The organism is Streptosporangium sp. NPDC049078 (assembly GCF_040648855.1).
Lineage (GTDB): Bacteria > Actinomycetota > Actinomycetes > Streptosporangiales > Streptosporangiaceae > Streptosporangium.
Genome location: NZ_JBEZEL010000003.1, coordinates 337,317 through 363,355, shown reverse-complemented (window position 1 = coordinate 363,355; position 26,039 = coordinate 337,317). Strand labels below are relative to the sequence as shown.

Annotated in this window: 22 protein-coding genes and 1 tRNA gene; 13 read left to right on the top strand and 10 right to left on the bottom strand. The window is 71.3% G+C overall.

The features are described from left to right. Positions 1-9: 9 nt before the first annotated feature. Both AB0B90_RS06675 and AB0B90_RS06670 read right to left on the bottom strand, forming a co-directional pair. Positions 10-1,029, bottom strand: coding sequence for a hypothetical protein (locus tag AB0B90_RS06675; RefSeq protein ID WP_362905021.1), 1,020 nt, complete (start codon positions 1,027-1,029; stop codon positions 10-12). Further along, positions 1,026-2,492, bottom strand: coding sequence for a hypothetical protein (locus AB0B90_RS06670; protein WP_362921197.1), 1,467 nt, complete (start codon positions 2,490-2,492; stop codon positions 1,026-1,028). Before AB0B90_RS06670 ends, AB0B90_RS06675 begins: the two co-directional genes overlap by 4 nt. A gap of 304 nt (positions 2,493-2,796) precedes the next feature. On the opposite strand from AB0B90_RS06670, the gene AB0B90_RS06665 reads away from it, so the two are divergent. Both AB0B90_RS06665 and AB0B90_RS06660 read left to right on the top strand, forming a co-directional pair. Beyond that, positions 2,797-4,200 (top strand): DUF4407 domain-containing protein, encoded by a 1,404-nt coding sequence (locus AB0B90_RS06665; RefSeq protein WP_362921195.1) that lies wholly within the window; start codon positions 2,797-2,799, stop codon positions 4,198-4,200. A 6-nt stretch (positions 4,201-4,206) separates the two neighbouring features. Next, a complete protein-coding gene (locus AB0B90_RS06660) occupies positions 4,207-5,979 on the top strand; it encodes a protein kinase (protein ID WP_362921193.1) in 1,773 nt (590 codons plus the stop codon). Positions 5,980-6,261: 282 nt separating this feature from the next. Here the strand turns inward: AB0B90_RS06660 and AB0B90_RS06655 are convergent. The 3 genes from AB0B90_RS06655 to AB0B90_RS06645 form a co-directional block, all read right to left on the bottom strand. Further along, a tRNA-Lys gene (locus tag AB0B90_RS06655) sits at positions 6,262-6,338 on the bottom strand. Between the two features lie 480 nt (positions 6,339-6,818). Continuing rightward, positions 6,819-7,214, bottom strand: a complete 396-nt coding sequence (locus AB0B90_RS06650; RefSeq protein WP_362905013.1) for an OsmC family protein — start codon at positions 7,212-7,214, stop codon at positions 6,819-6,821. A gap of 88 nt (positions 7,215-7,302) precedes the next feature. Next, the gene (locus AB0B90_RS06645; RefSeq protein ID WP_350944884.1) at positions 7,303-7,587 is read right to left on the bottom strand and encodes a hypothetical protein; all 285 of its coding nucleotides are present in this window, start codon (positions 7,585-7,587) and stop codon (positions 7,303-7,305) included. 896 nt (positions 7,588-8,483) lie between these two features. On the opposite strand from AB0B90_RS06645, the gene AB0B90_RS06640 reads away from it, so the two are divergent. Together AB0B90_RS06640 and AB0B90_RS06635 are read left to right on the top strand one after the other, a co-directional pair. Beyond that, the gene (locus AB0B90_RS06640; RefSeq protein ID WP_350944882.1) at positions 8,484-8,864 is read left to right on the top strand and encodes a phage holin family protein; all 381 of its coding nucleotides are present in this window, start codon (positions 8,484-8,486) and stop codon (positions 8,862-8,864) included. A 4-nt stretch (positions 8,865-8,868) separates the two neighbouring features. Further along, on the top strand, positions 8,869-10,377 hold the full coding sequence (locus AB0B90_RS06635) for an aromatic amino acid lyase (RefSeq protein ID WP_362921191.1): 1,509 nt from the start codon (positions 8,869-8,871) through the stop codon (positions 10,375-10,377). 43 nt (positions 10,378-10,420) lie between these two features. Here the strand turns inward: AB0B90_RS06635 and AB0B90_RS06630 are convergent, their stop codons facing one another. After that, positions 10,421-11,413 carry a LacI family DNA-binding transcriptional regulator gene (locus tag AB0B90_RS06630; protein ID WP_350944879.1) on the bottom strand — a complete coding sequence of 331 codons (993 nt, stop codon included), beginning with the start codon at positions 11,411-11,413 and terminating at the stop codon, positions 10,421-10,423. A gap of 222 nt (positions 11,414-11,635) precedes the next feature. Between AB0B90_RS06630 and AB0B90_RS06625 the strand changes: the two genes are divergently transcribed. Then, positions 11,636-12,700 (top strand): amidohydrolase, encoded by a 1,065-nt coding sequence (locus tag AB0B90_RS06625; RefSeq protein WP_362921188.1) that lies wholly within the window; start codon positions 11,636-11,638, stop codon positions 12,698-12,700. A gap of 157 nt (positions 12,701-12,857) precedes the next feature. Continuing rightward, a complete protein-coding gene (locus AB0B90_RS06620) occupies positions 12,858-13,376 on the top strand; it encodes a cysteine dioxygenase family protein (RefSeq protein ID WP_350944873.1) in 519 nt (172 codons plus the stop codon). Between the two features lie 155 nt (positions 13,377-13,531). On the opposite strand, the gene AB0B90_RS06615 is transcribed toward AB0B90_RS06620, so the two are convergent. The 3 genes from AB0B90_RS06615 to AB0B90_RS06605 form a co-directional block, all read right to left on the bottom strand. Then, positions 13,532-14,629, bottom strand: coding sequence for a glycerophosphodiester phosphodiesterase (locus AB0B90_RS06615; protein WP_362921185.1), 1,098 nt, complete (start codon positions 14,627-14,629; stop codon positions 13,532-13,534). A 241-nt stretch (positions 14,630-14,870) separates the two neighbouring features. Beyond that, positions 14,871-16,079: an MFS transporter gene (locus AB0B90_RS06610; protein ID WP_362921183.1), complete on the bottom strand. Its 1,209-nt coding sequence runs from the start codon at positions 16,077-16,079 to the stop codon at positions 14,871-14,873. A 179-nt stretch (positions 16,080-16,258) separates the two neighbouring features. Continuing rightward, positions 16,259-17,710 (bottom strand): benzaldehyde dehydrogenase, encoded by a 1,452-nt coding sequence (locus tag AB0B90_RS06605; RefSeq protein WP_362921339.1) that lies wholly within the window; start codon positions 17,708-17,710, stop codon positions 16,259-16,261. 263 nt (positions 17,711-17,973) lie between these two features. Here AB0B90_RS06605 and AB0B90_RS06600 point away from each other — a divergent pair, with 263 nt between their 5' ends. From AB0B90_RS06600 to AB0B90_RS06575, 6 genes are all read left to right on the top strand, one after another. Next, on the top strand, positions 17,974-19,155 hold the full coding sequence (locus AB0B90_RS06600; protein WP_362921180.1) for a thiolase family protein: 1,182 nt from the start codon (positions 17,974-17,976) through the stop codon (positions 19,153-19,155). Between the two features lie 28 nt (positions 19,156-19,183). Further along, positions 19,184-20,644: a 3-carboxy-cis,cis-muconate cycloisomerase gene (gene pcaB / locus AB0B90_RS06595; RefSeq protein WP_362921178.1), complete on the top strand. Its 1,461-nt coding sequence runs from the start codon at positions 19,184-19,186 to the stop codon at positions 20,642-20,644. 196 nt (positions 20,645-20,840) lie between these two features. Further along, the gene (gene pcaC, locus AB0B90_RS06590; protein WP_362921176.1) at positions 20,841-21,248 is read left to right on the top strand and encodes a 4-carboxymuconolactone decarboxylase; all 408 of its coding nucleotides are present in this window, start codon (positions 20,841-20,843) and stop codon (positions 21,246-21,248) included. Beyond that, entirely contained in the window at positions 21,232-22,038 is an 807-nt protein-coding gene (locus AB0B90_RS06585) for an IclR family transcriptional regulator (protein WP_362921174.1), read from the top strand. Before pcaC ends, AB0B90_RS06585 begins: the two co-directional genes overlap by 17 nt. Positions 22,039-22,299: 261 nt before the next feature. Continuing rightward, positions 22,300-22,752 (top strand): hypothetical protein, encoded by a 453-nt coding sequence (locus AB0B90_RS06580; RefSeq protein WP_350944864.1) that lies wholly within the window; start codon positions 22,300-22,302, stop codon positions 22,750-22,752. Positions 22,753-22,848: 96 nt separating this feature from the next. Beyond that, complete coding sequence (locus tag AB0B90_RS06575) at positions 22,849-23,490, top strand: MBL fold metallo-hydrolase (protein WP_350944862.1); 642 nt, start codon at positions 22,849-22,851, stop codon at positions 23,488-23,490. 56 nt (positions 23,491-23,546) lie between these two features. Here the strand turns inward: AB0B90_RS06575 and AB0B90_RS06570 are convergent, their stop codons facing one another. Further along, positions 23,547-24,887 carry an MFS transporter gene (locus AB0B90_RS06570; protein ID WP_362921171.1) on the bottom strand — a complete coding sequence of 447 codons (1,341 nt, stop codon included), beginning with the start codon at positions 24,885-24,887 and terminating at the stop codon, positions 23,547-23,549. A gap of 66 nt (positions 24,888-24,953) precedes the next feature. On the opposite strand from AB0B90_RS06570, the gene AB0B90_RS06565 reads away from it, so the two are divergent. Further along, on the top strand, positions 24,954-25,940 hold the full coding sequence (locus tag AB0B90_RS06565; protein WP_362921168.1) for a winged helix-turn-helix domain-containing protein: 987 nt from the start codon (positions 24,954-24,956) through the stop codon (positions 25,938-25,940). Positions 25,941-26,039: the final 99 nt, after the last annotated feature.

Below are 26,039 nucleotides of genomic sequence, written 5' to 3'. Positions count from 1 at the left end.
CCTGATCGGCTACGGCGCGGAAATCCGCTGTCCGAGCCAGAGCATCGGCTCCATCACATTGATGGGACGCACCTCACCGCGTATCCGAATCTCGGTGTTGTATCGGGTCTCGGAGGCCGACTCACCGTCCACCGGCCGGGAAATCGTCGGAACAAGATTCTGATAGTCGTCCATGTCGAAGAGCTTGTTCTTCGGACCGACATAGAAACCAATCGATGACGTGACAAAGTACCTAATTCGGTCTTCACGGAAAAATCGCCCAATAGCATTCAGCACCATATCCGCGTTTCCGCTCGCCGACACCCTGCACAGCTGCTGGAACAGCTCTTTCGCGTCGTCGTTCGCCACCCGGGGAAACCCGAAGGGATCCTCGGGGTCGGTCGTGAGCAGCCTCAGCCGCTTCGCCGTCTCCAGCACCTTGAAGTCGTCGAACTTGGTGATGCAGACCGCGAGATGGTGCGGCAGCTTGCCGTCCGTCACCGCGGATCCGGCGATCACCTGCTCGGCGAGCTGGGCCAGGGCCCCGTAGAAGTATTCGAACGCGTCACCGTCCTCGTTCTCCCTGATGGGATCGAAGAGGAAGACGATGCCCCTGCTGTGCACCAGGTTGCGGAGCAGGTCCTGCTGGGAGGCGCCGCCTCCTCGCTGGTTGCCGAACGCCCCGCCGGGCGGGTCGAGGAGATTGATACCGATCTTGAGGGCACGGGGCGTTCTCGACCTGCGGAACCAGCGTGTACGCCGCTTGTGCTGCCCCACCAGGAACCAGTTGTAGTTGTCCAGCCCCTGCGTCGCCGGAGGGAACACCTTGTCCCGCGACAGTGCCGTGGTCTTCTCCGTCAGAAAGCTGGTGGACTGGGCGTCCGCGCCCACGACGCTCCAGTCGCCCTCCTGGCGGAGCAGGGCGATGTTGAGCGCGGCGAGAAGCGTGGTCTTCCCACTGCCCGGAGCGCCCCACATCGCGATGTTGGGCAGCGAACGCTCGGATCCGAGGTCGGGAGCCACGCGCTGCCCGCTCCACATGTTCGTCATGGCACCTCAATCAGGGGGAAGGGGATCGGTTGGTCCTGAGGCGCCGTCAGACCGAGCTCGGCACCGAACTCTCGGATGTCCAGAGCGTCCAGCCAGGTCAGCGCGGTGGCGCCCAGGCGGGACCAGACGGGGTCGGCCTCTCCGACGTCCCGGTCGCAGATCGCTCCGAACGCGATGCCGGGGTGCTGTCCGAGCCGGCGCAGCAGCGCGCGCCAGTCGTGGCGATACGGGCAGGGCAGGATCGTCCCGTTCACCCTGGCCGGATGCGGCGGCCGGTCGCCGACCGTGAGGAGCACCGTCCGCTCGGCCTCTCCCTCACCGATCCGGCCGGCCACCACGGCGAGCATGTCCTCCAGCTGCGCACCGTGCGGGTGGCCTTCCGGCGCCGGGTCGCGCTCCTCAAGGCGGGACAGCGAGGCGAGGGCCTGCCCGGGAGGAGCCAGCCAGTCCGCGACCTCGACCTTCACCTCGGGGACCCTCCGGTCGTAGGAGTGCGCACCGTAGGCGACCAGCGAGACCCGGAGGAAACCCGAGGGGTCCGCGGACATCCTCGTGATCATCTGACGGATGCGGTCGAGCCGCGTCGTGACGTCACCCGGAGCACCGCTGATCTCCACCGCGCAGATCAGGTGCCGCGAGCCGTCCCGAGGGTCGAGCCGGCGCGGGACCGCCTCGACCAGGTCGGCCCAGCTGCGGTCGTCGTCCACCAGCCCCGGCAGGCCGAGGAAACGGACCCGGCCGGGTCTCTCCAGCTCGACCGTGAAATCGTGAAGGCCGGGAACGAGTCTCGCCGACTGCACCGACAGCAGCAGCGGCCTGCGCCCCCAGGCCACCACGGCGAACGCGGTGCCCCTCTCGTCACCCGCCTCGCAGCGAGCGCTGACCTCGACGACCGCGCCGGGCCTCGCCCCGATGCCGAACAGCTGGTGAGCGGCGAGTTCGAGCTCACCCGTCACCGCGCTCCGCCTCAGCACGACCAGCTCGTACGGGCGGTCCAGCGGGTCGTTCCCGACGACCTCGCGCAGCAGCGCGTCGACCCGCACGTCCGCCTGGACGAAAGCCATCGCCTCAGGGCACGCCGCGTGCAGCCAGGTCATCGCCTGCCCGGCCAGCGGGCTGTCGGGGAAGGAGCAGACAAGGATCAGCACGTCATGGGAGTGGACGTCCGCGGCGCGGAGGACGGCTTCCTCCGTGGGATCCTGCCTCGCGGCATCACGCCGCGCGGGGTCCTGCCACGTGAGGTCGCCCCGCGCGAAATCACGCCCGCGCTCCCCCGACAGAGAGGTCCACGGGATCACCGGAGTGAACCGGCAGCGCGGCCTGCCCAGGTCGTCGCGGCGCAGGTGGAACGTGGTGATGCCGTCGGCGGCCACCTCCACCACGGTCAGCCCTCCGGACTCGTCGAGTCCCGCGACCGCCCCGGCGAGAGCCTTGCGGAGCGGAACCTCACCCGGCTCGGTCACCTGATGGCCTCCGTAACGCGTCTGAAGAAAGGCGCGGAGCACCGTCGGCGCGACGACTCCGCCCGCCCCCCGAAGCCCTCGGCGAATTCCCGAACATCTGCGGCGTAATTCCCTTTCCGCCTTTTGTCAAGGTCGCGACGGCCTCACAATGATCATCTCCGGACACTCCCCGGACCTGATTTCCCTGCGGTATAAGGAATCACACCTTACGGAATTATAATAGTGTCCATGTCATGGCGACGCCCCGCGCTCGTGACCTAAAGTTCATAACCGCCGGTTCGAGCGCCATTCGGAAGGGGAATAGATGAGGACACTCCTGATTGCCCTGTCCGGCGCACGCCCAGAAATCCTGAAGCTCTGCCCGACCGAGCAGGGCAAGTTCGAGGGCATCGGCGGGGCGGTGCTCACCACCAGCGTGCTGGCGGTCGTGTCGATGACGTTCGCCCTCAACTCCGCGCTCGGCGTCTCCCTCCTCATCGCCATCCCCGCCAGCCTCGTCTGGGGCCTCGCCATCATGAGCCTCGACCGCTGGCTGGTCAGCACCATGCACGCCGACGGGTCGCGCCGCTGGCGGGTGGCCCTGCCGCGGATCCTCATGGCCGTGCTGCTCGGCATCGTCATCTCCACCCCGCTGGTGCTGCAGATCTTCAAATCCGAGATCGACGCGCAGATCGTCCAGATCAAACAGCAGCGCGCCAACGAATTCGCCACGCGGCAGAGCGCGGGCAGCGTCGGGCGTGAAGTCGACGACCTCCGCAAGGAGGTGACCGCTCTCCAGAACGTGATCACTTCGGAGGGCGACGTCCCGCTGGATCCGGCCAAGGACCCGAAGGTCAAGTCACTGACGGCCGAGCGCGACGCCCAGCAGAAGCAGACCGAGAAGCTCTACGACGAGTGGCAGTGCCAGCTCTACGGCGGCAAGACGTGCCCGCGCAAGGGCAACGGCCCCCTCGCCCAGGCCAGTGAGAGAACGTACGAGAAGGCCAAGAGCCGGGTCGACCTGCTCAACCGGCAGATCGAGGAGCGCAAGGCGGAGCTCACCGCCACGGACGAGAGCAGCAGGTCAGAGCGCCTCGCCCAGGCGAGGCAGGCACTGCCCAAGACCCAGGAGTCGCTCGACGCCGCCGTGCGGCGCCAGAGCGACCTGCAGAACGCGTTCGACGCGGAGAACCGCGCCACCGGCGGGCTGCTGATCCGGCTGCAGGCGCTCAACGAGGTGTCCGGCGAGGACATCACCCTCAGGTTGACCCACCTCCTGCTGATCCTGTTGTTCCTGCTGATCGAGTGCCTGCCGGTCGCGGTCAAGCTGATGCAGAAGCCGGGCAACTACGAGAAGATCCTCAACCTCGCGGCGAAGCAGGAGTTCCGCGACGCGCGAGACAGTTACAGCTCCCAGTTCGGTTCCGCCATCCCCGCACCGGGTTCCGCGACGCGGCAGGACCACGACGACGACCCCGCATCGATATGGGACATCTGGGAGGAGCCAGACCCGTTACGCGCCGCCCACAGGGTGCAGACTCCGGTCGGGCCGTCGAACACCGCGCGGATGACCGACCCTCGCACCCCGGACGGCGACCTCTACTCCGCCGAGGACGACATGCTGCGCGCGATGCCGAACACCCGGGTGTTCCGCAGATCCGACTCCGGCGGCGGCCCCGCGGGCGAGCGGCCCGGCAGGATCGAGCTGTTCCCCGATGACGACGACTGATCCTGCGTGACCCCCGAGACGAACGGCCGCGTGGTCAACGGCCGCTACCGGCTCCTGTCCGTGATCGGCAGCGGCGGGATGGGCAACGTGTGGCTCGCCGAGGACGAGATGCTCGGCCGCCGCGTCGCGCTCAAGGAGCTCGTCCTGTCACCGAACGGAGAGGCCCTGTCCGTGCGCCGCCGGCGCGTGCTGCGCGAGGCACGGGCCGCGGCGCGGATCAGGCACCCCGGCATCGTCGAGGTGTACGACGTGGTCGTGCAGGACGACCTCTCCTGGATCGTGATGGCCTACGTCAAGGGCCACTCGCTCCAGGACCTGATCGAGCGCGGCCCCCTCGACGAGCGCCGGACCGCCGAGATCGGCGGGCGGGTGCTGGCCGCGTTGACCGCCGCGCACCGGGCCGACGTGCTTCACCGTGACGTGAAGCCCGCCAACATCCTCCTCGGCGAGGAGGGCGAGGTGTTCCTCGTCGACTTCGGCATCGCCCACATCGTCGGTGAGGGCCGCCTCACCTCGCAGAACACCTTCGCGGGCACCCTGGAGTACATGGCGCCCGAACGGATCAACGACCTCCCTTCGGGACCGCCCGCCGACCTGTGGTCCCTGGGCGTCACCCTCTTCCACGCCCTGGAGGGCCACTCCCCGTTCCTCCGCGGCAGCGTGCCGGCCACCATGAAGGCCATCGCCTTCGACGCCCCTCCCCCCCTCACCCGTACGGGGGCACTGTCCGACGCGGTCGTCAGGCTGTTGCGTAAGGCACCCGAGCGGCGGATGGACGCCCGGGAGCTCAAGGAGGTTCTGAGGTCGATCGTCGACGCCCCTCGGGGTCACCCCGCGCAGCACCGATCCCGGCCCGCTCCCGCATCCCCTTCTCCCGGCTTCGCCCCCGCGCCTCCACCGCCTCGCCACGAGGCGCCCCCCGCCTCTCCCCCACCTCCGCCGCACCGTCGCCAGGCGACCCCCGCGTCTCCCCCACCCGACCTCACCCCCTCGCCTCCGCCGCACCGTCGCGAAGCGATCCCCTCACCTCCCTCCCCCCACCTCGCCCACTCCCCCTCGCGCCGCCCCGTGCCCGCGGTCGCGGATCGCACGCCGGAGAGGTCCGTGGACCTCGGAGGGCTGGATCCGGCGGAAACCGCACGGGTTCTCGGCGCCATGGCGACCTCATCCGCGGCGCGGCTGCTCGCCCGCCTTCCCACGGAGGCCGTCCAGCGGGTGCTGATCCGGATGGAACCGGGCGTCGCGGCGGCGATCCTGCTGGAACTGTCCGCGGCGAGGGCCGCCTCGATCCTCGGCGCGGCTCCGGCGAGGACCGGCGGCGCCGTGCTGAACGTGATGGCGGCCAAGCCTCAGGAGGCCGCCGCGATACTGCGAGCGATGGGAACGGCCCGCGCCGGCCAGGCACTGAGCCACGTCGACCCCGGGCGAGGCGGCGCCCTGCTGGGCGCCGTTCCCCCCGGTGAGGCCGCGAAGATCCTCGCGTGCACGGACACGCGGACCACGGCCGGAATCGTCCGAGCCCTCTCGGCGGGCCCGCTCGCCATCCGCCTGATCGAGACGATGCCGGCGAAAAGGGCGTGCGGCGTGCTCGGCTACCTGCCCCCGGCCATCATCGCCGGACTGCTCGGATCCTCCTCCGACGGCCGTGCCGACCGCCTGCTCAACGGGCTCGACGACGCCGTACGCGCTCAGGTCCTGCGCCATCTGCGTCCGCCGAGGGAGCAACGGCCGCGCGGGGGAGGAGCACCTCCGGAAAACCCGGGTGGTGGCCGGAGGTGACCGCCGGACGACGACCGGGTGAGGACCGGAAGAAACCGCCGGACGACGGCCGGGTGGTGGCCGGAGGAGACCGCCGGACGACGACCGGGTGAGGACCGGAAGAAACCGCCGGACGACGGCCGGGTGGTGGCCGGAGGAGACCGCCGGACGACGGCCGGGTGAAGGTCTGGTGGGAGCCCGGATAAGCACCGGATGAAGGCCCGGGCGAGGCCGGGCGAGGCCGGAAATGACTGAGGGCACCTCCGCGATGCGGAAGGTGCCCAGGTCATCGGCTTGAGCCGGTGGTGCGCCGCCAGGGACTCGAACCCCGGACCCGCTGATTAAGAGTCAGCTGCTCTAACCAACTGAGCTAGCGGCGCTTGCGACGGAGGTAACTCTAGCAGCAGCCTCAGCGCGCTCGCACCCCGGTTGATCCCGGTCGGACCCTGTGCGGATCCGCCGGTGAGTCGCCCGGGATCCGGACCCGCCGCTGAACAGACGCGGGGCCGGACAGTCCCCCAACTGTCCGGCCCCGGCCTCTTCGCGGGCTTTGCCGTCGTCTCCCCCAAGACTCGGGCGGCTCCGCTCAGGAACGCGATCCCCCTCGCGTTCTTATCCGGTGAAAAGTCTCTGCAACGCTCCCCCCGGGCTTCGCAGACCCCTCGACCTGCAACAACATTACCTAGTCAAATGCAACGGGCGCGTCATCCAAAGGTTGATTTTGCGCCTACACCCAACCTTGACCCGGTATCACCGAAGCGCCGTCAGCCCTGCGGGCACGGGGAAACGTGCCGTCGAGGGAGGCGATCGCATTGGTTCGGGGTCGGTGGCGCATCGGTTGGGGCGCCCGGCGGGGGTCGTCAGGGGAGTTCGAGGTTGATCTCGGTATTGTCCTTCAGAGCGCGGCTCACCGTGCAGTACTTCTCCTCGACGCGGTGGGCCACGGCGCGGAGGACCTCGGCGGCCTTCTCGTCGCCCTCGGGCAGTTCCACGTCGTAGGTGATGGTGATCGGCCCCAGCCTGGACGTCTCGATCTTCTCGGCCTGGACGGTCATGGCGAGGCGGACCAGGCGATGGCCGCGCTGGGCCGTGAGCGGCTCCACGGTGACGATGTTGCAGCCGCCGAGCGCGGCGAGCAGCAGCTCGACGGGGGTGAACACCCCCTGCTCGTCACCGCCGCCCATCGCGACCTCGGCTCCGCGGTCGTTGCGCGCCACGAACCCGTCCTCGGTCCGCTCCACTCTCACCTGTGCCATGGCGTCCCTCCCCTGAGAACCTGCCGATCACCCTACAGAGGCTCGCAGGCGGAGGAACGTCCGGGTTGAGGCGGGAACGGGACTCGCCTCAGGCTTCGGGATGTTTGGAGAGGTATTCGATGTAGAACGGCCGCAGCGCCTCTCCCAGCTCTCCGTGGCCCGAGGCCATCGCGTCGCTGAGCAGGGCCGAGACCTTGCTGAGGTCGTTGGTCGTCTCAGCCTCGCTGCCCGTGGACGCGTTCGCCGCGGGGATCAACGTGAGCAACTCCCACAGAAAACCGAGATCTCCGTGGTGCACGGCGTAGTGCACCGCGCGATCATGCAGTTCCTGGGCCGACAGCGTCTCAAGCTCGTCCGTTTCCAACAGACCCACCCCCTCACGCCCCTTCTGCCCCGAGAATATGACCATCATGCGCAATTGACGGTATGCACCGTCAGCGCGTCGGCCGGGGCGACGTTTTTCCCGTGGTGGCGCCGCGAAAGCATGTCGATGAACGCCCGAAGGGCGTTCATCGACCGTCGACCATGGTCCCAGCTGAGATGATCTTGGTCTCACAGAGTCATGGGGCCACTTCGTCGATCATGTCCGCCGACCTGGTTTCCGCCCCGGGCCCGGCTTCCGTCCCCGGCTTGGGTTCCGTCCCCGGCCCGGCTTTCATCGCACCGGCTTTCGTCCCCGCGCCGGTCCCGGGACCGGGCTTGGGTGGAGGGCCCGGCTTCGGCGGAGGCCCCGGCTTGGGAACCGGCCCCGGCCTGGGCGGAGGTCCCGGCTTGGGGACAGGACGCGATTCGGTCCCGGGTTCCGCGCCGGGCTTCGTTCCGGCTCCCTCCCCGGGACTCCTCCCGGCCCCCGTCCCGAGCCCCCTCCCGGGTTCCACCCCGGGGCTCCTCCCGGCTCGCGCGGACGGCTCCCCCTGTCGGTCGGCGGACGATCGGTTATCGGACATGATGCGGCCCTCCTCGGCGATTCGTGCTCCTCACCTGGGACTCTCCCATCCGGCGGAGGGCCTTCCCGCCGAGGAACGGCACGCCTGACAGGATCTCGCCACTTTCATGACCGCATACGGTCACGGATGCGAAACTCTCCACGGGAGCCGGGGGCGGCTCGCCGTCCCGTCGATCGGGGCGACCGGTGCCTCCGTGTCACCCGGTGACGATCGGAGCCGCAGATGCCGGGGCGATACAGCAGACTCCCTGTTATACGCATATATCCACTCTCAAGATGTGGACCTATCGCCCGTCCAACCATCCATGCGAGGATGCCGAAACGTGAAAATACTCATCAAAATAGTGGTCGTAGCAGCCGCTCTATGGGCGGCGACCCAACTCGTGAGCGGTATCGCCGTGTCCGCGGCGAGCCCGGCCAAGGAGATCGGCACGCTCGTCGTCGTCGCCCTCATCTTCGGTGTCGTCAACGCGGTCCTGAAGCCGATCATCGCGACGCTCGGCTGCGCCTTCTACATCCTCACACTCGGCCTGTTCGCCCTGGTGGTCAACGCCGGTCTGCTGCTGCTGACCAGCTGGATCGCCGAGCAACTCCGGGTTCCCTTCCACGTCGACGGCTTCTGGGCCGCGTTCTGGGGAGCGATCGTCATCGCCCTGGTCAGCTGGCTGCTCGACCTGATCTTCGACGCGATCGTCGGCGACTGAGCGGATGACCTTCGTCCTTGACGGCGCCCACCTGACCTGCGAGCAGGTCGACCGGGCGGCCCACGGCTCCGGGATCGCGCTGGGCTCCACCGCCCGCGCGCAGGCGGCGTGGCGGATGGCCGGCCTGCTCAACGGGCCCGTGTACGGCCGGACCACCGGGGTGGGCGCCAACAAGGACGTGGATACCGAGGACACCGGCCTGGACCTGCTCCGCAGCCACGCGGGCGGCGCCGGGCCCACGATCGAGGCGTTCCGCGCCCGCGCCACCCTCGTCGTCCGTCTCAACCAGTTGCTGGCCGGCGGCTCGGGGGTCGACCCGGCCCTCCTTCCCGTTCTCGCCGCCGCCGTCAACCTGGGCCTCACCCCGCCGATCCGCACCTACGGCGCCATCGGCACCGGCGACCTCACCGCCCTCGCCACCACCGCGCTCTGTCTCCTCGGCGAGCTTCCCTGGACCCGGCCCTCGGACACCGTACGGATCGAGGCACCAGCCGGGGACACCCGGAATCCTTCGACCGAGGCCGAGACCGGAACCGGAACCGGAACCGGAACCCAGGCCGGAGCCGGGACCGGGGACACCCGGTCCTGGGAGCGAGCCGAAGGCGGCCCTCCGGGGACGCGGCCGGGGGATCCCGTACCCCGGTTCGCGCTCGCCTCCGTCGACGCGCTGCCGTTCATCAGCTCGGGCGCGGCGACCCTGGCGGACGCGGCGCTGGCCTGTCACCGTCTGGGGGTCCTCCTGTCCGCCGCCACGGCGGTCGCGGCCCGTTCCTTCCGGGCGATCGAGGCCTCGCTCGAACCGCTCTCCCCCGTCGTGCAACGCGGCGCCGAGCAGACCGAGGTGGCGGCCGGGCTGCGCGCCCTGGTCGGCTCCACCAGCCCGCGCCGCGTCCAGGACCCGTACGGCTACCGGGCCTTTCCACAGGTCCACGGAGCCGTGCTCGACGCCCTCGGACGAGCGGAACGAACGATCACCGAGGAGATGAACGCGGCTCCCGAGAACCCGCTGATCGCCGGTGGCCGGGCCTGGCACAACGGCAACTTCCACTCCGCGCGGGTCGCGCTCGCCCTCGACGCCCTGCGGGCCGCGCTCGTGCAGACCGCGACGCTGAGCGCGGCCAGGCTCGCCACCCTGAACGACCCGGCCAACACGGGCCTGCTCCCCTTCCTCGCCGAACGTCCCGGACTGTCCGGGGTGATGATCCTCGAATACGTCGCGCATTCCGCCCTGGCCGAGCTGCGCCACCTGGCCGCCCCGGTCACCCTGGGCGGCGCCGTGCTCTCCCTCGGCACCGAGGACCACGCGAGCTTCACCCCGCAGGCGGCCCGCTCCGCGCTCGCCGCCGCCGAACCGCTGGAGATCGTCCTGGCGTGCGAGCTGGTGGCCTCCGTACGAGCCCTGCGGCAGCGCGGCCTGCCCTGCGACCTGCCGCTCGATCCGGCGATGCGCGACCGCCCGCTGGACGCCGACCTCGACGCGGCACGCGGGCTCCTGCCCGGTCTCGTCCCCTGAGACCTCCGAGTTCTTCACGACCCGTGAGGTTCACGTGGCCGGGTCAGCCCACCGAGCCGCGTTCGCGGAGCTGGGGGGCCTGGACGATACGGCGGCGGCGCGTGGCGGTGCCGTCGGCGGCGGCCACGACGATACGGACGGCGGCGCGGACGATGCCGTCGATGTCCCAGTCGACCGTGGTCAGGCCGGGGGTGAGCAGGCCCGACATGGGGTGGTCGTCGTAGCCCATCACGGACACCTCGAACGGTATGCCGAGCTTCCGCTCGGCCGAGGCGGCGTAGACGCCGTAGGCGATCGAGTCGGCGAAGCAGAAGAACGCCCGGTGTCCGGCGTCGAGCATCTCGCCCGCGACCCGGGTGGCCGGTCCCAGCGACTGCGAGGCGGTGACCATCTCGATGTCGAGTCCCAGCCGCCCGGCCTCGGCCATGACGTGCACGTCCGCGGGCCGGTCGGGGGTGCTGGCCCGGGTCGAGGTGAGGACGGCCAGGCGCCGGTGCCCCCGCTCGCGCAGATGCTCCAGGGCGAGGGTCACCCCGGCCCGGTTGTCGAAGACGACCTCGCCCGCGGCGCGTGCCCCGGCCAGCGCGTCACCGATCGACACCACCGGCAGCCCCTCGCACAGCTCGGCCCAGAGCGGCGCCGCGGGATCGACCGGCTGCACGATCAGCGCGTCCACCCGCTGGTCGCGGAGCTGTCTGGCGAGCGTCTTCTCCCTGGCGGGGTCTCCGGCGGCGTCCAGGATGAGGGCGTACCGGTCGTTGTCCTTGAGCGCGCGGCCGATGCCCACGGCGAGCGCCTGCTGCCAGAGATCCTCCAGGGAGCCGCAGAGCAGTCCGATCATGCCGGTCCTGCCGCTGGCCAGGGCCCGGGCGATCGGGTCGGCCTCGTAGCCGAGCTCGGCCGCGGCCCGGCGCACCCGTTCGATGGTCTCCTCCGACACCTGCATGCCACGCAGGGCGTAGGAGACGGAGGCCGGCGACAGACCGGTGGCCTTCGCCACCTCACGGATGGTCGCTCGTTTCCGGGGCTGGGGCATCGGTCCAGCCTATTCCCCGGGACCTTCGGGGGCGCGTTCCCCGCGCGATCAGAGGCGCCGAAGGAAGTCGGGAGGTGTCGGGAGGTATTGACACGATGCAGGGTGAAGCGGTTCACTGAAACGGTTCACTGAACCGTGTCACTGTTGGATGTGGCAAGGTGAGAGCGTTTACCCCTATTCTAGGTAGGGAATGCCGCGAAGCGTGGAAGGAGGAGATCCGTCGTGACCGTCGACGTTCACCAGCATCTGTGGACGCCCGCGTTCGTGGACGCGCTCAGACGGCGTACGACCGCGCCCCGGCTCGACGGCTGGACCCTCCACACCGGCGGCGAGCCCCCCTACGAGGTCGACCCCGCCGATCATGACCTCGCCGGACGCCTCGCGCTGAACGCGGATCTCGACCTCGCCCTCGTGTCGCTGTCCAGCCCGCTCGGCATCGAGTCCCTGCCCCCCGAGGACGCCTGGCCGATCATCGACGCCTACCACGAGGACGCCCTCGCCCTGCCCGCGCCCTTCGGCGCCTGGGCGGCGACCTGCCTCAGCGAGATCGACCCCGCCAGGCTCGCCAAGACCCTCGACACACGAGGCGACGCGCGAGACGACGCCCGGCACGGTGCACGGAACGCGACGGGAGACGACATCCGCAACGGCGTACGGGACGACGCGAAGGACCGCGACACGGCGGGCGGCACGGAGAGTGCCGCGAAGAGCGGCACGGAGAGTGGCGTCGAGAACGGCAGGACGGACGCGCGACCCGGACTCGTCGGGCTCCAACTGCCCGCGACCGCGGTGCGCGACGCCGCGGGCCTGGCGAGGGTCGCCCCACTGCTGGACGTCCTCACCGAGCGCGACCTGCCGCTCTTCGTGCACCCGGGACCCGCCACCGCGCCGGAGGGGCCCGGCTGGTGGCCCGCCGTCGTGCCGTACGTGCAGCAGATGCACGCCGCGTGGTACGCCTTCACCGCCTTCGGACGGTCCCGCCACCCCCGCCTGCGGGTCTGCTTCTCGCTGCTCGCCGGGCTGGCACCGCTCCACTCCGAGCGCCTGGCCAACCGGGGCGGCGAGGGCCGGGGACAGGTCGATCCCGACCTGTTCCTGGAGACCTCCTCCTACGGCCCGCGCGCCGTCGACGCGATCGTCCGCGAACTCGGCGTCGACGTCGTGGTGAGCGGCTCCGACCAGCCCTACGCCATCGCACCCGACCCCGCGCTCGGCGACGCCGCCTGGCACGCCATCGCGGTCACCAACCCGAACCGCCTGCTGAACGGAAAGGAGTCGCGCAAGTGAACCAGTACCAGGGCCGCGAGAGCTGTGCGCTCCCGGCGACCGGAGCCGCGAGCCCGCCGCGCGCACGAGCCGCCCGGCCCGCCGACCGCGCCGGTCACGCCATTCACACCGGACGAGTGGACATCGCGGTCTCCGGACCGGTCGGCGGTGAGACCTCATGAGCTACGAGGCCCTGCCCGCTCGCGCCCTCGACCGGCGCGAACTCCTCGACCTGGTCAACGAGCTGGCCGCCGACCCGTCCCGGTGGCAGGACCAGGTGGAGTTCCCCGAGGAGGGGGGACGCCACTTCGCCTCCCTCTACCGCGACTCCCACGTGGACGTCTGGCTGCTGTGCTGGCGGCCCGAGGACGACACCGGCTGGCACGACCACGACACCTCCTCGGGGGCGGTCCGCGTGGTGGCCGGGACGCTTCTGGAGTGCAACCCCCGCATCGGCGGCGAGCACCTGGAGACCGTGATCTCGGAGGGCGAGTCCTTCTCCTTCGGCCCCGACCACATCCACCGGCTGACCGGCGCGGTTCACGGCAGCGTCTCGATCCACGCGTACTCGCCGCCGCTGTGGCGCCTGGGCCAGTACTCCATCAGCGACAGCGGCGTGATGCGCCGCGTCTCGGTCAGCTACGCCGACGAGCTGCGTCCCATGGACGACGCCGAGCAGATGGCCGGCGTCGCCTGACGGGAGCCACCGGGTCGGCCCTCGCCGCCCGACTCGGTGCCGAGTGCCCCCGTCCTCGCCGCCCTCGCCGCCGCACCCGTCGTTCACGGGTGCGGCGGCCGTAGGACCGGATGCCTCACCGCGGACTCATATCTTCGCCACGTGGGTTTGACGGTCTAGAAGACGCGCGCCCTGACGGCGTTGGCCATGCCCGGGTCGTCGGCGAAGACGCCGTCGACGCCGAGGGAGTAGAGCCTCTCCAGCCAGCCCATCACGTTGCCGGTGGCGCGCGGGTAGGCCGGACTCGCCGGGTCACCGAGCCGGAAGTCCACCGGGAGCTGCGCGTTCTCGTTCCGCACGGTCCAGGTGTGGACCTTCAGACCGGCGCGGTGGGCGTCGCGGACGAGCGTGGTGGGCGGCAGGAGGCGGCCGTCGGGACCGGCGGGCACGATCCGCCTGGTGTCGACGCCGATGCCGTCCGCGTAGCCCGCCACGTCACGGAGCCCCTCGGGGGTGACCATGGTGTCGTAGGTGCGCGGGTCTCCGGCGGCGACCCAGTCGTACGGGGCGCCGGTGGCGGTGATGAGCTGGATCAGCGGCAGCCTGGTCTTCTTCCTCAGCTCGCGCAGGTTGGCGGTCTCGAAGGACTGGATGAAGACCGGGTCGCGGCTCCCGCGCCAGCCGTGGCGGCCGAGCACCTCGATCAGCGGCTCCTCCAGGGAGAGCCCGATGGAGTCGAAGTAGCTCGGGTGCTTGGTCTCGGGGTAGACGCCGACCCCGCTCCGCTTGGCGAGCGCGACGACCTCGTCGAAGGTCGGGATCTCCGCGAGTCCGTTGAAGGCGGTGTTGTTCGGACGCAGGTCGGGGATGCGCTCCTCGGCCCTGAGCGTCTTCAACTCGGCGAGCGTGAAGTCCTCGGTGAACCAGCCGGTGATCGAGACGCCGTCGATCGTCTTGGTCGTCCGGCGCCCCGCGAACTCGGGGTGGCTCTCGACGTCCGTGGTGCCGCCGATCTCGTTCTCGTGCCTGGCCACCAGCACGTGGTCCTTCGTCGAGACAAGGTCGGGCTCGATGTAGTCGGCACCCAGCGCGATCGCGGTCTCGTACGAGAGCAGGGTGTGCTCGGGCCGGTACGCGCCGGCGCCCCGGTGGCCGATGACGACGGGTTCGCGGCCACGGGGCTCGGCGGTGGCGGGTTCGGGTTGCTGCAGCACAACGGCGACGGTACCGGTCGTGAGGACCGCCAGCGCCGCGGACAGAAGCCTACGGATCATGTTCAGGACGCTAGAAGGCCCAGATGGCCGGTGGGACAACGACTCGCAAAGGAAACGGGTCGTGGGGACAGCGACTCGTAAAGGTACGGTTTCCGAGCCGGAGAGAAGCCGGAGCGGGTGTCGGGCCGGGACGAACGAGTCCCCGGCGGGGCGTGAGCCGTCCAGGGGAGGACGGGTCCTCGGCCCGGCGGGGGCGTGCGTTCCGGGAGGGCGAGTCCTCGGCCGGGCGTGAGCCGTCCGCTCAGGCCGAGGAGGGTGAGCCCTCTGCCGGGTGTGAGCCGTCCGTGCCGACCACCGTGACCGGACGGCCCGCCAGGAATCCGGCTCCCAGTTGCAGGGCGCACGCGCCGAGCCCCGCCAGCAGCGGCAGTGTCCAGCCGCCCGAGAGCTGGTGGAGAGCTCCGATCAGGAGCGGTCCGAGCGCGGCCAGCGTGTAGCCGACGGACTGGGCGACGGCCGACAGCGCGGTCACCGAGACCGGGTCGGGCGCGCGGAGCGTGATGATGAGCAGGGCGAGCGCGATCGAGGCGCCCTGCCCCATCCCAAGGACGATCATCCACAGCCACGGCAGAGCGGCCGGCGCGAACAGCACGCCGAGGTATCCGGCGATCGTGAGAACGGTCGCGGCGGTGACGTACGGCACCTGTGACCGGGCGCGTCCCGCGAGCACCGGGACGGTCAGCGTGGCCGCGACCTGGGCCAGGTTGGTGAGGCTGAGCATGTATCCGGCCTGGTCGGCGGGGAGTCCCGCGTCCTTGAAGATCGTCGGTATCCAGGCCAGCATGATGTAGAAGGTGAGCGACTGTATGCCCATGTAGGCGGTGACGTACCAGGTCACCCGGCTGCGGAGCAGCAGGGCGAACGGCCTGGGCGCGGCCTCCTGGCGAGCGGGGCGGCGCAGCGCCTGTGGCAGCCAGAGCACCGCCGCGGCCAGTGCGGGGATCGCGGTCATCGCGGTCACCTCGCGCCAGCCGAGCCCGGTGGCCCGCTCGATCGGCACCACGGAACCCGACGCCAGGGCGGCGCCCAGCACCAGGCCGGAGACGTAGATCGCGGTGAACGGCCCGACCCGCGAGGGGAAGTGCTGCTTGACCACGCCGGGCATCGCGACGTTCATCACCGCGATGGCCGTACCGGCGACGGCCGCGCCCGCGTAGAGGGCCGGGACGCTTCCCGCGGCGCGCAGTGTCACCCCGGCCGCCAGGATCAGCAGCCCGGCCAGGAGTGTGCGGTCCAGGCCGAAGCGGCGGGCGAGCAGGGGGGCGAGCGGGCCGAGGACGCCCAGGCAGACCACCATGACCGTGGTGATCGCCCCTCCCCCGGCGGCGTTCAACCCGAGATCGTTCATGATCTCGTCCAGCACCGGGGAGAAGCCCGCGAGCGCGGGCCGCAGGTTGAGCGACGCGAGCACGAATCCCGCGATGAGCAGAACCCGCGACGCAGACGACACCGGCGGCATCAACGGCGTCCCCGACGCCCGCGACACACTGACTCCCCGTTCGGACATTGCCCAACTCTCCCATAAGCCTCACGGCGCACCGTCAGGGGCAGTTGGGTCATCACAAGTGGGGGTCAGGACACGGCCTGCCGCCGTCACGGCGCACCGTCGGGGGAAATCGGGTCAGGCGATCAGAAGGGGTAGGTCGCGATATTTCCTTGCATCGTCACCCAGCGGGTCTCGGTGAAAGCCTCGATGTTGGCCCGTCCCCCGCCGAAACGCGAGCCGGTGCCCGAGGCCCCGACCCCGCCGAACGGGGCCACCGGCTCGTCGTCCACCGTCTGGTCGTTGACGTGCACGATTCCGGTGGGAACGAGGTCGGCCAGCGCGAGGCCCCGCATCGCGTCGCGGGTGAGGATGCCCAGTGACAGGCCGTACTCGCTGTCGGACGCCAGCGCGACGGCCTCCTCGATCGTGGAGAACGGCACGACGGGCGCCACCGGGCCGAACACCTCCTGGACGTAGGCGGGAGCGCGCTCGGGCAGGTCCGCCAGGACCGTGGGCCGGTAGAAGAGCCCTTCGTAGGTGCCGCCCGCCGCCAGCCGCGCCCCGGCGTCGACGCTCGCGGTGACCAGGTTGTGGACCTTGTCCCGCTGGCCCGAGTCGATGAGCGGGCCGAGCGCGACCTGCCCGCTCGCGGGATCGCCGACCGGCAGGTGGTCGGCCTTCTCCGCGAGCCGGGCCACATACTCCTCCGCGATCGAGGAGTGCACCAGGTGGCGTCCGGTGGTCATGCAGATCTGTCCCTGGTGCAGGAAGGAGCCCCACGCGCCCGCGGAGACCGCGAGGTCCAGGTCCGCGTCGTCCAGGACGATGAGCGCGCTGTTCCCGCCGAGTTCCAGATGCACCCGCTTGAGCAGCCGCCCGCACGCCTCGCCGACCGCGCGTCCCGCCGAGGTCGAGCCGGTGAAGGAGATCACCCGTACCAGCGGATCGCCGACGAGCGCCTGCCCCGCCTCCACTCCTCCCGGCAGCACCTGAAGCAGGCCGGACGGCAGCCCCGCCTCCTCGAAGACGCGGGCGATGGCGACACCCCCGGAGACGGCGGTGCGCGGGTCGGGCTTGAGGATCACCGCGTTGCCCAGGGCGAGCGCCGGGGCGACCGAACGGATGGCGAGGATGAGCGGGAAGTTGAACGGCGCGATCACGCCGACCACCCCCACCGGTACGCGCCTGGCCAGGCTGAGCCGCTGCTTGACGGTCGGCAGGATCTCTCCCGGCGGCTGGGACGCCAGCGCGGCGGCCTCGTAGCACTCCTGGGCGGCGACGTGTGTCTCCACGCCCGCCTTGGGGCGGATCGACCCGGCCTCGCGAACGATCCAGTCCTGGATCTCCTCCGCGTGATCCTCGAACAGCCTCCCGGCCCGTCGCAGCACGGCCGCCCGCTCCTCGAAGGAGGCCGCCGCCCACTCCCGCTGCGCCCGTACGGCGAGCACGGCCGCCGCCGCCACGTCCTCGGCCCCCGCCACGCCGACCCTGCCGAGTTCGGCTCCGGTGGCGGGCTCGACCACGGCCGCGTCTCCCGCGTGCGAGGTCACCCAGCCGTTCCCGAAGACCTGCCCGGTCCACGTCTTCGCATCCATGAGGGTCGTACGGGGCACGGGACCTCCCGAGGGAAAGGACTAAGGGATAATGTTCGTTATGCGAACAATGATTCCCTGAACGAACGAGACGTATCGCGGAAGCTACGCCGCTTATGTCGGATATGTCAAGGAACGATCACCGAGGGATCGACCCCGCGGACAGCGGCGGCGAGGTCCGCCGCGACTGCGGCCCCCGCGGCCTCCGCGCACCCTCAGACCGGCGGCCACGACCTCCGAGCACTCCCAGACAGGAGCCCTCCACCGTGAACGACGTCTACATCCTCGACGCGGTCCGCACGCCCATCGGCCGGTACGGCGGAGCCCTGTCGGGCGTCCGCCCCGACGACCTCGCCGCCCACGTCGTCCGTGCGCTGGCCGACCGCGCCCCCGCCCTCGACCCGGCCGCGATCGAGGACGTGTTCTTCGGTGCGGCCAACGGCGCGGGCGAGGACAACCGGGACGTCGCACGGATGGCCGTGCTCCTCGCCGGGCTGCCGGTGACGGTGCCCGGCACGACCCTCAACCGGCTGTGCGGCTCCGGCCTGGAGGCGGCGATCGCCGCCTCCCGCGCGGTGGCCGTGGGCGACGCGTCCCTGGTGGTCGCCGGAGGCTCCGAGTCGATGAGCCGGGCGCCGTGGGTGATGCCCAAGCCCGCGAGGGGCTTCGAGCGGGGAGAGCGGTCCCTGCACGACACGGCCCTCGGCTGGCGCATGGTCAACCCCCGGATGCCCGCCGAGTGGACGGTCGCCCTGGGCGAGGGCGCCGAGATCCTCGCCAACCGCTACGCCATCGGCCGCGAGGCCCAGGACCGGTTCGCGCTGCGCAGCCACCGGCGCGCGGCGGCGGCCTGGGAGCGCGGCGTCTTCCAGCGCGAGGTGGTCCCGCTCGACGCCCTCGACCACGACGAGTCCGTCAGGGCCGACTCGACCCAGGAGTCCCTGTCCGGCCTGAAGCCGGTCTTCCGTCCCGACGGCACCGTCACCGCGGGCAACGCCTCCCCCCTCAACGACGGCGCCGCCGCGCTGCTCATCGGCGACGAGGCGGGTGCCAGCCGATCCGGGCGGGACCCGCTGGCCAGGATCGTCTCCCGCGCGGTGATCGGCGTCGAGCCGCACCTGTTCGGCATCGGACCCGTCGACGCGGCCCGTACGGCACTCAAACGGGCGGGCATCGGCTGGTCCGACCTGAGTGTGGTCGAGCTCAACGAGGCGTTCGCCGCCCAGTCGCTGGCCTGCCTCGCCGAGTGGCCCGACCTCGACCCCGAGATCGTGAACGTCAACGGCGGCGCCATCGCCCTCGGTCACCCCCTCGGCTCCTCGGGGGCGCGCATCCTCGGCGCCCTCGCCCACGAACTGCACCGCAGGGGCGGCGGGTACGGTCTGGCCGCGATCTGCATCGGCGTGGGCCAGGGCCTCGCCGTCGTCCTTGAGGGAACGGGCTCCTGAGCGGCGTCCGGACCACCCGGAGGTGGACATGATCTCTCCCGCGACCGGCGGCCCGTCCTCCGGCCCCTCTCCCGACGACCTTTCTCCCGGCCTGTTCTCCGATCCGCATCCCGGCCCGCCCGGCGCGTCCGGCCCGTCCGGCACGCCTGGTCCTTCCGGCCCGTCTTCAGGCCCGTCCACCGGCCTGTTCTCAGGGATGTTCGCCAGGGGCGAGGCGTCGGCGCGAGTGTCGGACGTCGCCTGGCTCGCCGCCATGCTGGACGTCGAGGCCGCGCTCGCCGGCGCGCAGGCCGGGATCGGCCTCGTCCCCGCCGAGGTGCCCGCCGCGCTGGCCGCGGCCTGCCGTCCCGAGCTGTACGACGTCGCCGAACTGGGCCGCGAGGCCGCACGGACCGGCAACCCCGTTATCCCCCTGGTCGCCGCCCTGCGAGAACGGATCGAGCCGGAGCTGCGGCGGTTCGTCCACTACGGCGCCACCAGCCAGGACGTCAACGACACCGCGGCCATGCTGATCGCCCGTCGCGCCCTCGCACCGGTCCTCATCGACCTGTCGGCCTGCGCGGACGCCTGCGCGCGACTGGCGTCCGAACACCGCGACACCGTCATGGCCGGACGTACCGTGCTGCAACACGCCGTACCCATCACGTTCGGGCTGAAGGCGGCGGGCTGGCTCAGCGCGCTGGACCACGCCAGGACCGGCCTCGCGCGGGTGCCGCTGCCGGTCCAGTACGGAGGGGCCGCGGGCACCCTCTCGGTCCTCGGCGCGCGGGGCCATGAGGTGCCGCCACTCCTCGCAGCCGAGCTGGGACTCGCCGAGCCGGTCGTCCCCTGGCACACCGACCGGACCCCGGTGGCCCGGCTCGCCTGCGCACTCGGCACCGTCGCCGGGACACTCGGCAAGACCGCGAACGACGTGAAGCTGCTCGCCCAGACCGAGGTGGCGGAGGTCGCCGAGCCGACGGGTCCCGGCCGGGGCACCTCCAGCGCGATGCCGCACAAGCGCAACCCGGTGGGTTCGATGTCCGTACTCGCCTGTGTCCAGCGCGTCCCCGGTCTGGTCGCCTCGATCCTCGACGGCATGGTCCAGGAGCACGAGCGCGCGGCCGGCCCCTGGCAGGCCGAGTGGGAGACGCTGGGCGAGCTGTTCAGGCTCGTCGGCAGCGCCGCCTCCTGGCTCCGTGAGGTGCTGGAGGGCCTCACCGTGGACGTCGCGAGGATGCGCGCCAACCTCGGCGCGACCCGCGGGCTGCTCATGGCCGAGCAGGTCGTCGTACGCCTCGGAGGCACCCCCGAGGCCCGGCGACTGGTGGACGCCGCCTGCGACCGCGCCACCGGAGAGGGCTCGCAGCTGCGGGAGGTCCTGCTCGCCGATCCCGGTGTCCGTCTGAGCGCCGAGGAGGTCGACGCGGCCCTCGACCCGGCGGGCGCCCTCGGCTCCGCCGCCGTCTTCGTCGACCGGGCGCTCGCCGCCCACGAGAACCTCGGATGAGCCCGTACCTGAGCGGACCGACCGCGGACGAGTGGCATGAACGGACGGGAGACCGGAAAATGAGCGGCACGGGCGGGCGGGAAGCCGGGGGCACGGGCGGGGTGGCCGGACGAATGAGCGGCTTGGACGGACAGAGGCGCGGGAGGCCCGAAGAATGAGCGACGTGGATGCGCGGAGGCCCGGGGAGACCGGAGAGATGAGCGACACGAAGAGGTGGGAGGCCGGGGACGCGACGCGCCGGGCCGTGCTCGGCGACGAGCACGTGGACCGCGCCGTCGCGACGACCAACCCGTTCACCGCGGACTTCCAGGAGTTCATCACCAGGTACGCCTGGGGCGAGATCTGGACCCGCCCCGGCCTGGACCGGCGCACCCGCAGCTGTGTCACGCTGGCCATGCTCGCCGCACTCGGGCACGAGAACGAGCTGGCCATGCACGTGAGGGCCGCGCTCCGCATCGGCCTGACCGAGGAGGAGATCAAGGAGGTCCTGCTGCAGACCGCGATCTACGCGGGCGTGCCCGCCGCCAACCGGGCGTTCGCGGTGGCACGGGCGGTGCTGGGCTCCGAGGGAAACGGGGAGGGCGGGGATGACGGAACCGATTGACCGTGGCTCGGAGCATGTGCAGTCACTGGCACGCGGGCTCTCGGTGATCAAGGCGTTCAGCGCGACGAGCCCCGAGCTGACGCTCAGCGAGGTGGCCCGCGCGACCGGCCTGACCAGGGCCGCGGCCCGGCGGTTCCTGCTGACGCTCGTCGACCTCGGCTACGTCAGGACCGACGGGCGGCTGTTCGCGCTCTCCCCCCGCGTCCTGGATCTCGGGTACGCCTACCTGTCCGGTCTCTCGCTGCCCGAGGTGGCCGAGCCGCACCTCGAACGCCTCGTCGCCGAGGTCCGCGAGTCGGCGTCGGTGGCGGTGCTCGACGGCGAGGACGTCGTCTACGTGGCCCGGGTGGCCACCAGCAGGATCATGCGGGTGACCATCAACATCGGCACCCGCTTCCCGGCCCACTGCACCTCGATGGGCAGGGTGCTGCTCGCCTGGCTGCCGCCCGACGACCTCGACGCCTACCTCGGGCGCGTCGAGTTACACCGGTTCACCCCCAACACGATCACCTCCCCCGCCGCCCTCAGGACCGAGTTGGAGAAGGTCCGCGCCCAGGGCTGGGCCATGGTCGACCAGGAGTTGGAGGAGGGCCTGCGCTCGATCGCCGTCCCCGTCAGGGAACGTTCGGGACGGGTGAGCGCCGCGATCAACATCTCCTCGCACGCGAGCCGGACGACCCCGGAGTCCGTCCGCCGCGATCTGCTCCCGCCGCTGCTCGCCACCGCCGCGCGGGTGGAGACCGACCTGCACGCCTCGGGCGTCAGGAGCGGTTCCCTCTCCCACCGCTGACCCTGTCCCTCTCCCCGTCCCACCGCTGCCCCTGTCCCCCGCTGTCTCCCCGCTGCCTCCGGCCCCGCGAAGGCGCAGGTCGGCGCGGGGTTGGCCGTGACGACGGCGGGCATACCGACCTCGTTGCCGACTCGGGGGAGAACGCATGTCGCAGGGGTGGAGGACAGCCGTTCCGCGGCGACGGCCACGGGCCAGGACCGCCACGGGGTCAGGGCACATCCACGATCCGGCCTGCCCGCGCCCGGCGGGAAGGCGACCGGCGTGAGCCCGGTGGCGGGGATCCTCGCCGGCGCGGCGGGCACCACCGCGCTGAACATCGCCGGTTACCTGGACATGGTCGTACGTGGCCGGGCCGCGAGCGGGTTGCCGGCCGAGGCCGCGGGCGAGCTGGCCGACCGCGCGGGTGCCGACCTCGGCTCGGGGGAGGCCGCCGACAGCAGGCGCGAGGGCATGGGCGCGCTGCTCGGGTACGCGACGGGCCTGGGCGTCGGCGGGCTGTACGGCCTGCTCACCGAAGACCGTCGCGTCCCGCCGCCGTTGGCCGCCCTGGGACTGTCGGCGATGGCGATGGCCGCGAGCGTGGCCCCCCTCACCGCACTGCGCCTGACCGACCCGCGCGAGTGGGACGCGTCGTCCTGGGTCTCCGACATCGTCCCGCACCTCGCCTACGGCCTGACGGCCGCGACCGTCTACGACCGCCTGACCCGCCCCTGACCCGCCCGGCGTCCGTCTCCGCGTACGACCCGTCGGTGCCCGTTCGCCCTCGGCGGATCCGATCAAGGAGGCGCTGCGGGTGAGCAGGATGGGCGCATGACGATAAGACTCACCAAACTCGGACACGCATGCGTACGGCTGGAGAAGGACGGGCGGAGCCTCGTCATCGATCCCGGTGCGATGACTCCCGAGACCGATGCCATCACCGGGGCCGAGGCCGTGCTCGTCACCCACGAGCACTTCGACCACTTCGAACCCGACCGTCTGCGCGCGGCCGTCGCCGAGAATCCGCGTCTCGTCGTCCACACCTGTCCCGGCGTGGCCCGGCACCTGACCGAGTTGGGCGACAGCGTACGGGTCGTGCGTGCGGGGGACGTACTGGCGGTCGCCGGATTCGAGGTGACCGTCGTGGGAGAGAAACACCACTTCAGCCATCCCGACGTGCCGCCGGTGGACAACGTCGGGTTCGTCGTCGACGGGGAGGTCTTCCACCCCGGCGACGCGCTCACCGTCGTCGACGTGCCGACGTTGCTGGTGCCCGGCCAGGCCCCCTGGATGACGGTTCCCGACATGATCGTCTACCTGCGGACGATGGCACCCCGGCGCGCGTACGCGATCCACGACGGGTTGATCAACGACTGGGGCGTCAAGGTGCTGGAGAGCGTGCTCGCCAGTGAGGCCGAACGGCTCGGGGCCGACATCCGGCGCCTCCCCCCCGGCGAGAGCGTCGACCTCTGACCCCCTGATCTCCTGTTGATGACGAACCATGCCCGGGCTCCTGGGGCGGAGCATCGTCATGCGGGCGGCTGTCCGCCGGTTCTCAGGGGGCGGTGCAGGGCGAGGGAGCTGAGGACGGTCGCGGCTCCCATGAGGACGATCGCCGTATGCGGGGAGGTCAGCTCGGCGGCGACGCCGGCGAGGGCGCCGCCCACGGCCTGGCCGGTCATCATTCCCGCGGCGGCCAGGCCGAAGGCCTGCCCCCTCACGGCTTCCGGCACCGCGTCCACGAACCACCGCTGCAACCCCAGCTGGCAGGCGCTCGACGCCGCGGTGGCGAGCATCACGATCAGCGCGGCTCCGGCGAGTCCCGGCTGGAGGGCGAAGGCGAGCAGAGGGATGCCCGACACGATCGCGAAGGAGAACGCCAGTCGTTCCCTTCCGGCGGGCGAGACGAACCGGGCGATGACGAAGTTTCCGACCGCCAGGCCCAGGGAGGCGGCGGCGAGCGCGAATCCCGCGGTGTTCCCCAGGTAGGGGACCATCATCGCCTCGGCACCCACCACGAGTGAGATCGGCAGCCACTGCGCGAGCAGCAGGCCGCGTACGCGGGAGTCCGTCAGCAGGGCCCGGTTGACGCGCAGTGTCTCCCGTACGGCACCACCCGCGACGGTCCGGGTCCCCGCCTTGTTCCTCTCCTCGGTGAGGGAGTCACCGCCGCCCGAAAGACCGGCGTCAGGGAGGCCGCCGTCGGAGGGGTTCTCATTGGGGAGGCCGCCGTCCTTCGTACCGGTACCGGGAGAGCCGGCGCCCGTCGCGTTCCTGGCGGGGAGGTCGGGCAGGCCGTAGCGCAGTACCGCGGCCGCCAGGAGGGACAGGGCCGCGGTGACGGTGAGTGCTCCCTCGGGTCCGGTGAAGGCGAGGATGGCGCCGCCCGCCGCGAGGCCACCGATCTGGGCCCCGGCCGCCGTCACGTTCAGCACCGACCTGGCCAGGACGAACGCGTCGCCGGGCAGCAGGTCGGGCAGGAGTGCGCTGCGCGCCGCCCCGAAGACCGGCGAGAACAGGCCGGTGGCGAGGACGAGGGCGAGCATCGCCCAGACGGGCAGCCCGGTGAAGGCGAGGAGCAGGCAGGTCACCGTTCGCAGCAGCTCACCGGTGATCATCAGCACACGCGGGCGGATCCGGTCGGCCAGCGAGAGCAGGAACGTCCCGCCGACGATGTAGGGAAGGAAACCCACCATGTACGCCGCCGCCGACAGCCCCGGCGAGCCGGTCCGCGCGTACACCAGCGCCGACAGGGCGAGCATCTTGACCTGCTCCCCCGCGACCAGGAGGGTGAAGCTTCCGAACAGGACACGGAACTCCCGGCTCGCGAAGACCTCCGTATAGGTCGCGCCGCGCTCTTGTGTGGTCATGGACACGATGGTGGAAGACACCCGAACGGCTGACTAACCTTTCGGATATATCCGAAAGGTTAGTCAGTGGTCTTCCGCATCGAGGTCACCCCGCACGACATCATGGCGAGCAGGTTCGCCATCTCCCCGCTCATCGTGACCAAGCACGCACTCTGGATCCTCTCCGGCAGGCGGGAGGCCGGGGAGTGGCGGGCGTGGATCGCCAGGATGCGGGAGCCGTACGAGAGGCTGCTGCTCACACACCCCGGACTGGTTCCCATGGTGGCGCTGTTCCGCGAGCGGCGCTACAACGCCGACTTCCCCGCGCCGCCGCCGACCGGGGTGAACACCCCGTTCGAGGCGGAGATCGCGGCGGTGCGGGCCACCCCGGTGGCGCGGGCGCACGCCGAGATCACCAGGAACCTGGAGGGGGCGCCGCGCCTTCCCCGGCCCGTCATGGACGTGCTGTTCTCGCCTGAGGTCGTACGGCTGTTCGCCGAGGCGCTGAGTGCGATCTGGCAGGAGATCGTCTCCCCCGCGTGGCCGCGCTTCCACGCGATCCTGGAGCGGGACGTGGTCCAGCGGGCGGGCCGTCTGGCGACCTACGGCTGGGGCGCGGCACTCGACGACCTCAACCCCCGGGTCCGGTGGCGTCCCGACGGTGTCATCGAGGTGCTTTCCAGGGGCTCGGACGAGACCCACCGGCTCGACGGGCGCGGGCTGCTCTTCATGCCGACCGTGTTCCCCACCGGGATCGGCTCCTACCTGGAGGCCCACTGGCCGTATGCGATCAGCTATCCGGCTCGGGGCACCGGCGTCCCGCCCGAGACGCCGGACGGCCTGGCCGGACTGATCGGCAGGACCAGGACCCGCCTCCTGCTGGAGTTGGCGACCCCGGCGACCACCACCCAGCTCGTGTCCCTGCTGGAGCTGAGTCTGGGGACCGTGGGCGGGCACATCTCCGCTCTGCGCAGGGCGGGCCTGGTCACCGGGAGCCGCACCGGTCGCGGTGTCCTGTATCACCGCACCGCGCTGGGCGACTCCCTGGTCAGCCCGTCAGAGCTCCGGTCCTGAGGAGCCGACGACCGATCACACGATGAGGAACGCGACCCGGAACACGACGATCCCGGACACTCACGCCCCATTCGACACGGAACACGACGCCCCGGACGC

Excerpts from the sequence above, each read along its gene's own strand:
- AB0B90_RS06635 (WP_362921191.1), top strand. The coding sequence starts at position 8,869 with ATGACCTTCGTCCTTGACGGCGCCCACCTGACCTGCGAGCAGGTCGAC.
- AB0B90_RS06615 (WP_362921185.1), bottom strand. The coding sequence starts at position 14,629 with ATGATCCGTAGGCTTCTGTCCGCGGCGCTGGCGGTCCTCACGACCGGT.
- AB0B90_RS06570 (WP_362921171.1), bottom strand. The coding sequence starts at position 24,887 with ATGACCACACAAGAGCGCGGCGCGACCTATACGGAGGTCTTCGCGAGC.
- AB0B90_RS06575 (WP_350944862.1), top strand. The coding sequence starts at position 22,849 with ATGACGATAAGACTCACCAAACTCGGACACGCATGCGTACGGCTGGAG.
- AB0B90_RS06665 (WP_362921195.1), top strand. The coding sequence starts at position 2,797 with ATGAGGACACTCCTGATTGCCCTGTCCGGCGCACGCCCAGAAATCCTG.
- AB0B90_RS06605 (WP_362921339.1), bottom strand. The coding sequence starts at position 17,710 with ATGGATGCGAAGACGTGGACCGGGCAGGTCTTCGGGAACGGCTGGGTG.
- pcaB (WP_362921178.1), top strand. The coding sequence starts at position 19,184 with ATGATCTCTCCCGCGACCGGCGGCCCGTCCTCCGGCCCCTCTCCCGAC.
- AB0B90_RS06630 (WP_350944879.1), bottom strand. The coding sequence starts at position 11,413 with ATGCCCCAGCCCCGGAAACGAGCGACCATCCGTGAGGTGGCGAAGGCC.
- AB0B90_RS06650 (WP_362905013.1), bottom strand. The coding sequence starts at position 7,214 with ATGGCACAGGTGAGAGTGGAGCGGACCGAGGACGGGTTCGTGGCGCGC.
- AB0B90_RS06620 (WP_350944873.1), top strand. The coding sequence starts at position 12,858 with ATGAGCTACGAGGCCCTGCCCGCTCGCGCCCTCGACCGGCGCGAACTC.
- AB0B90_RS06585 (WP_362921174.1), top strand. The coding sequence starts at position 21,232 with ATGACGGAACCGATTGACCGTGGCTCGGAGCATGTGCAGTCACTGGCA.
- AB0B90_RS06675 (WP_362905021.1), bottom strand. The coding sequence starts at position 1,029 with ATGACGAACATGTGGAGCGGGCAGCGCGTGGCTCCCGACCTCGGATCC.
- pcaC (WP_362921176.1), top strand. The coding sequence starts at position 20,841 with ATGAGCGACACGAAGAGGTGGGAGGCCGGGGACGCGACGCGCCGGGCC.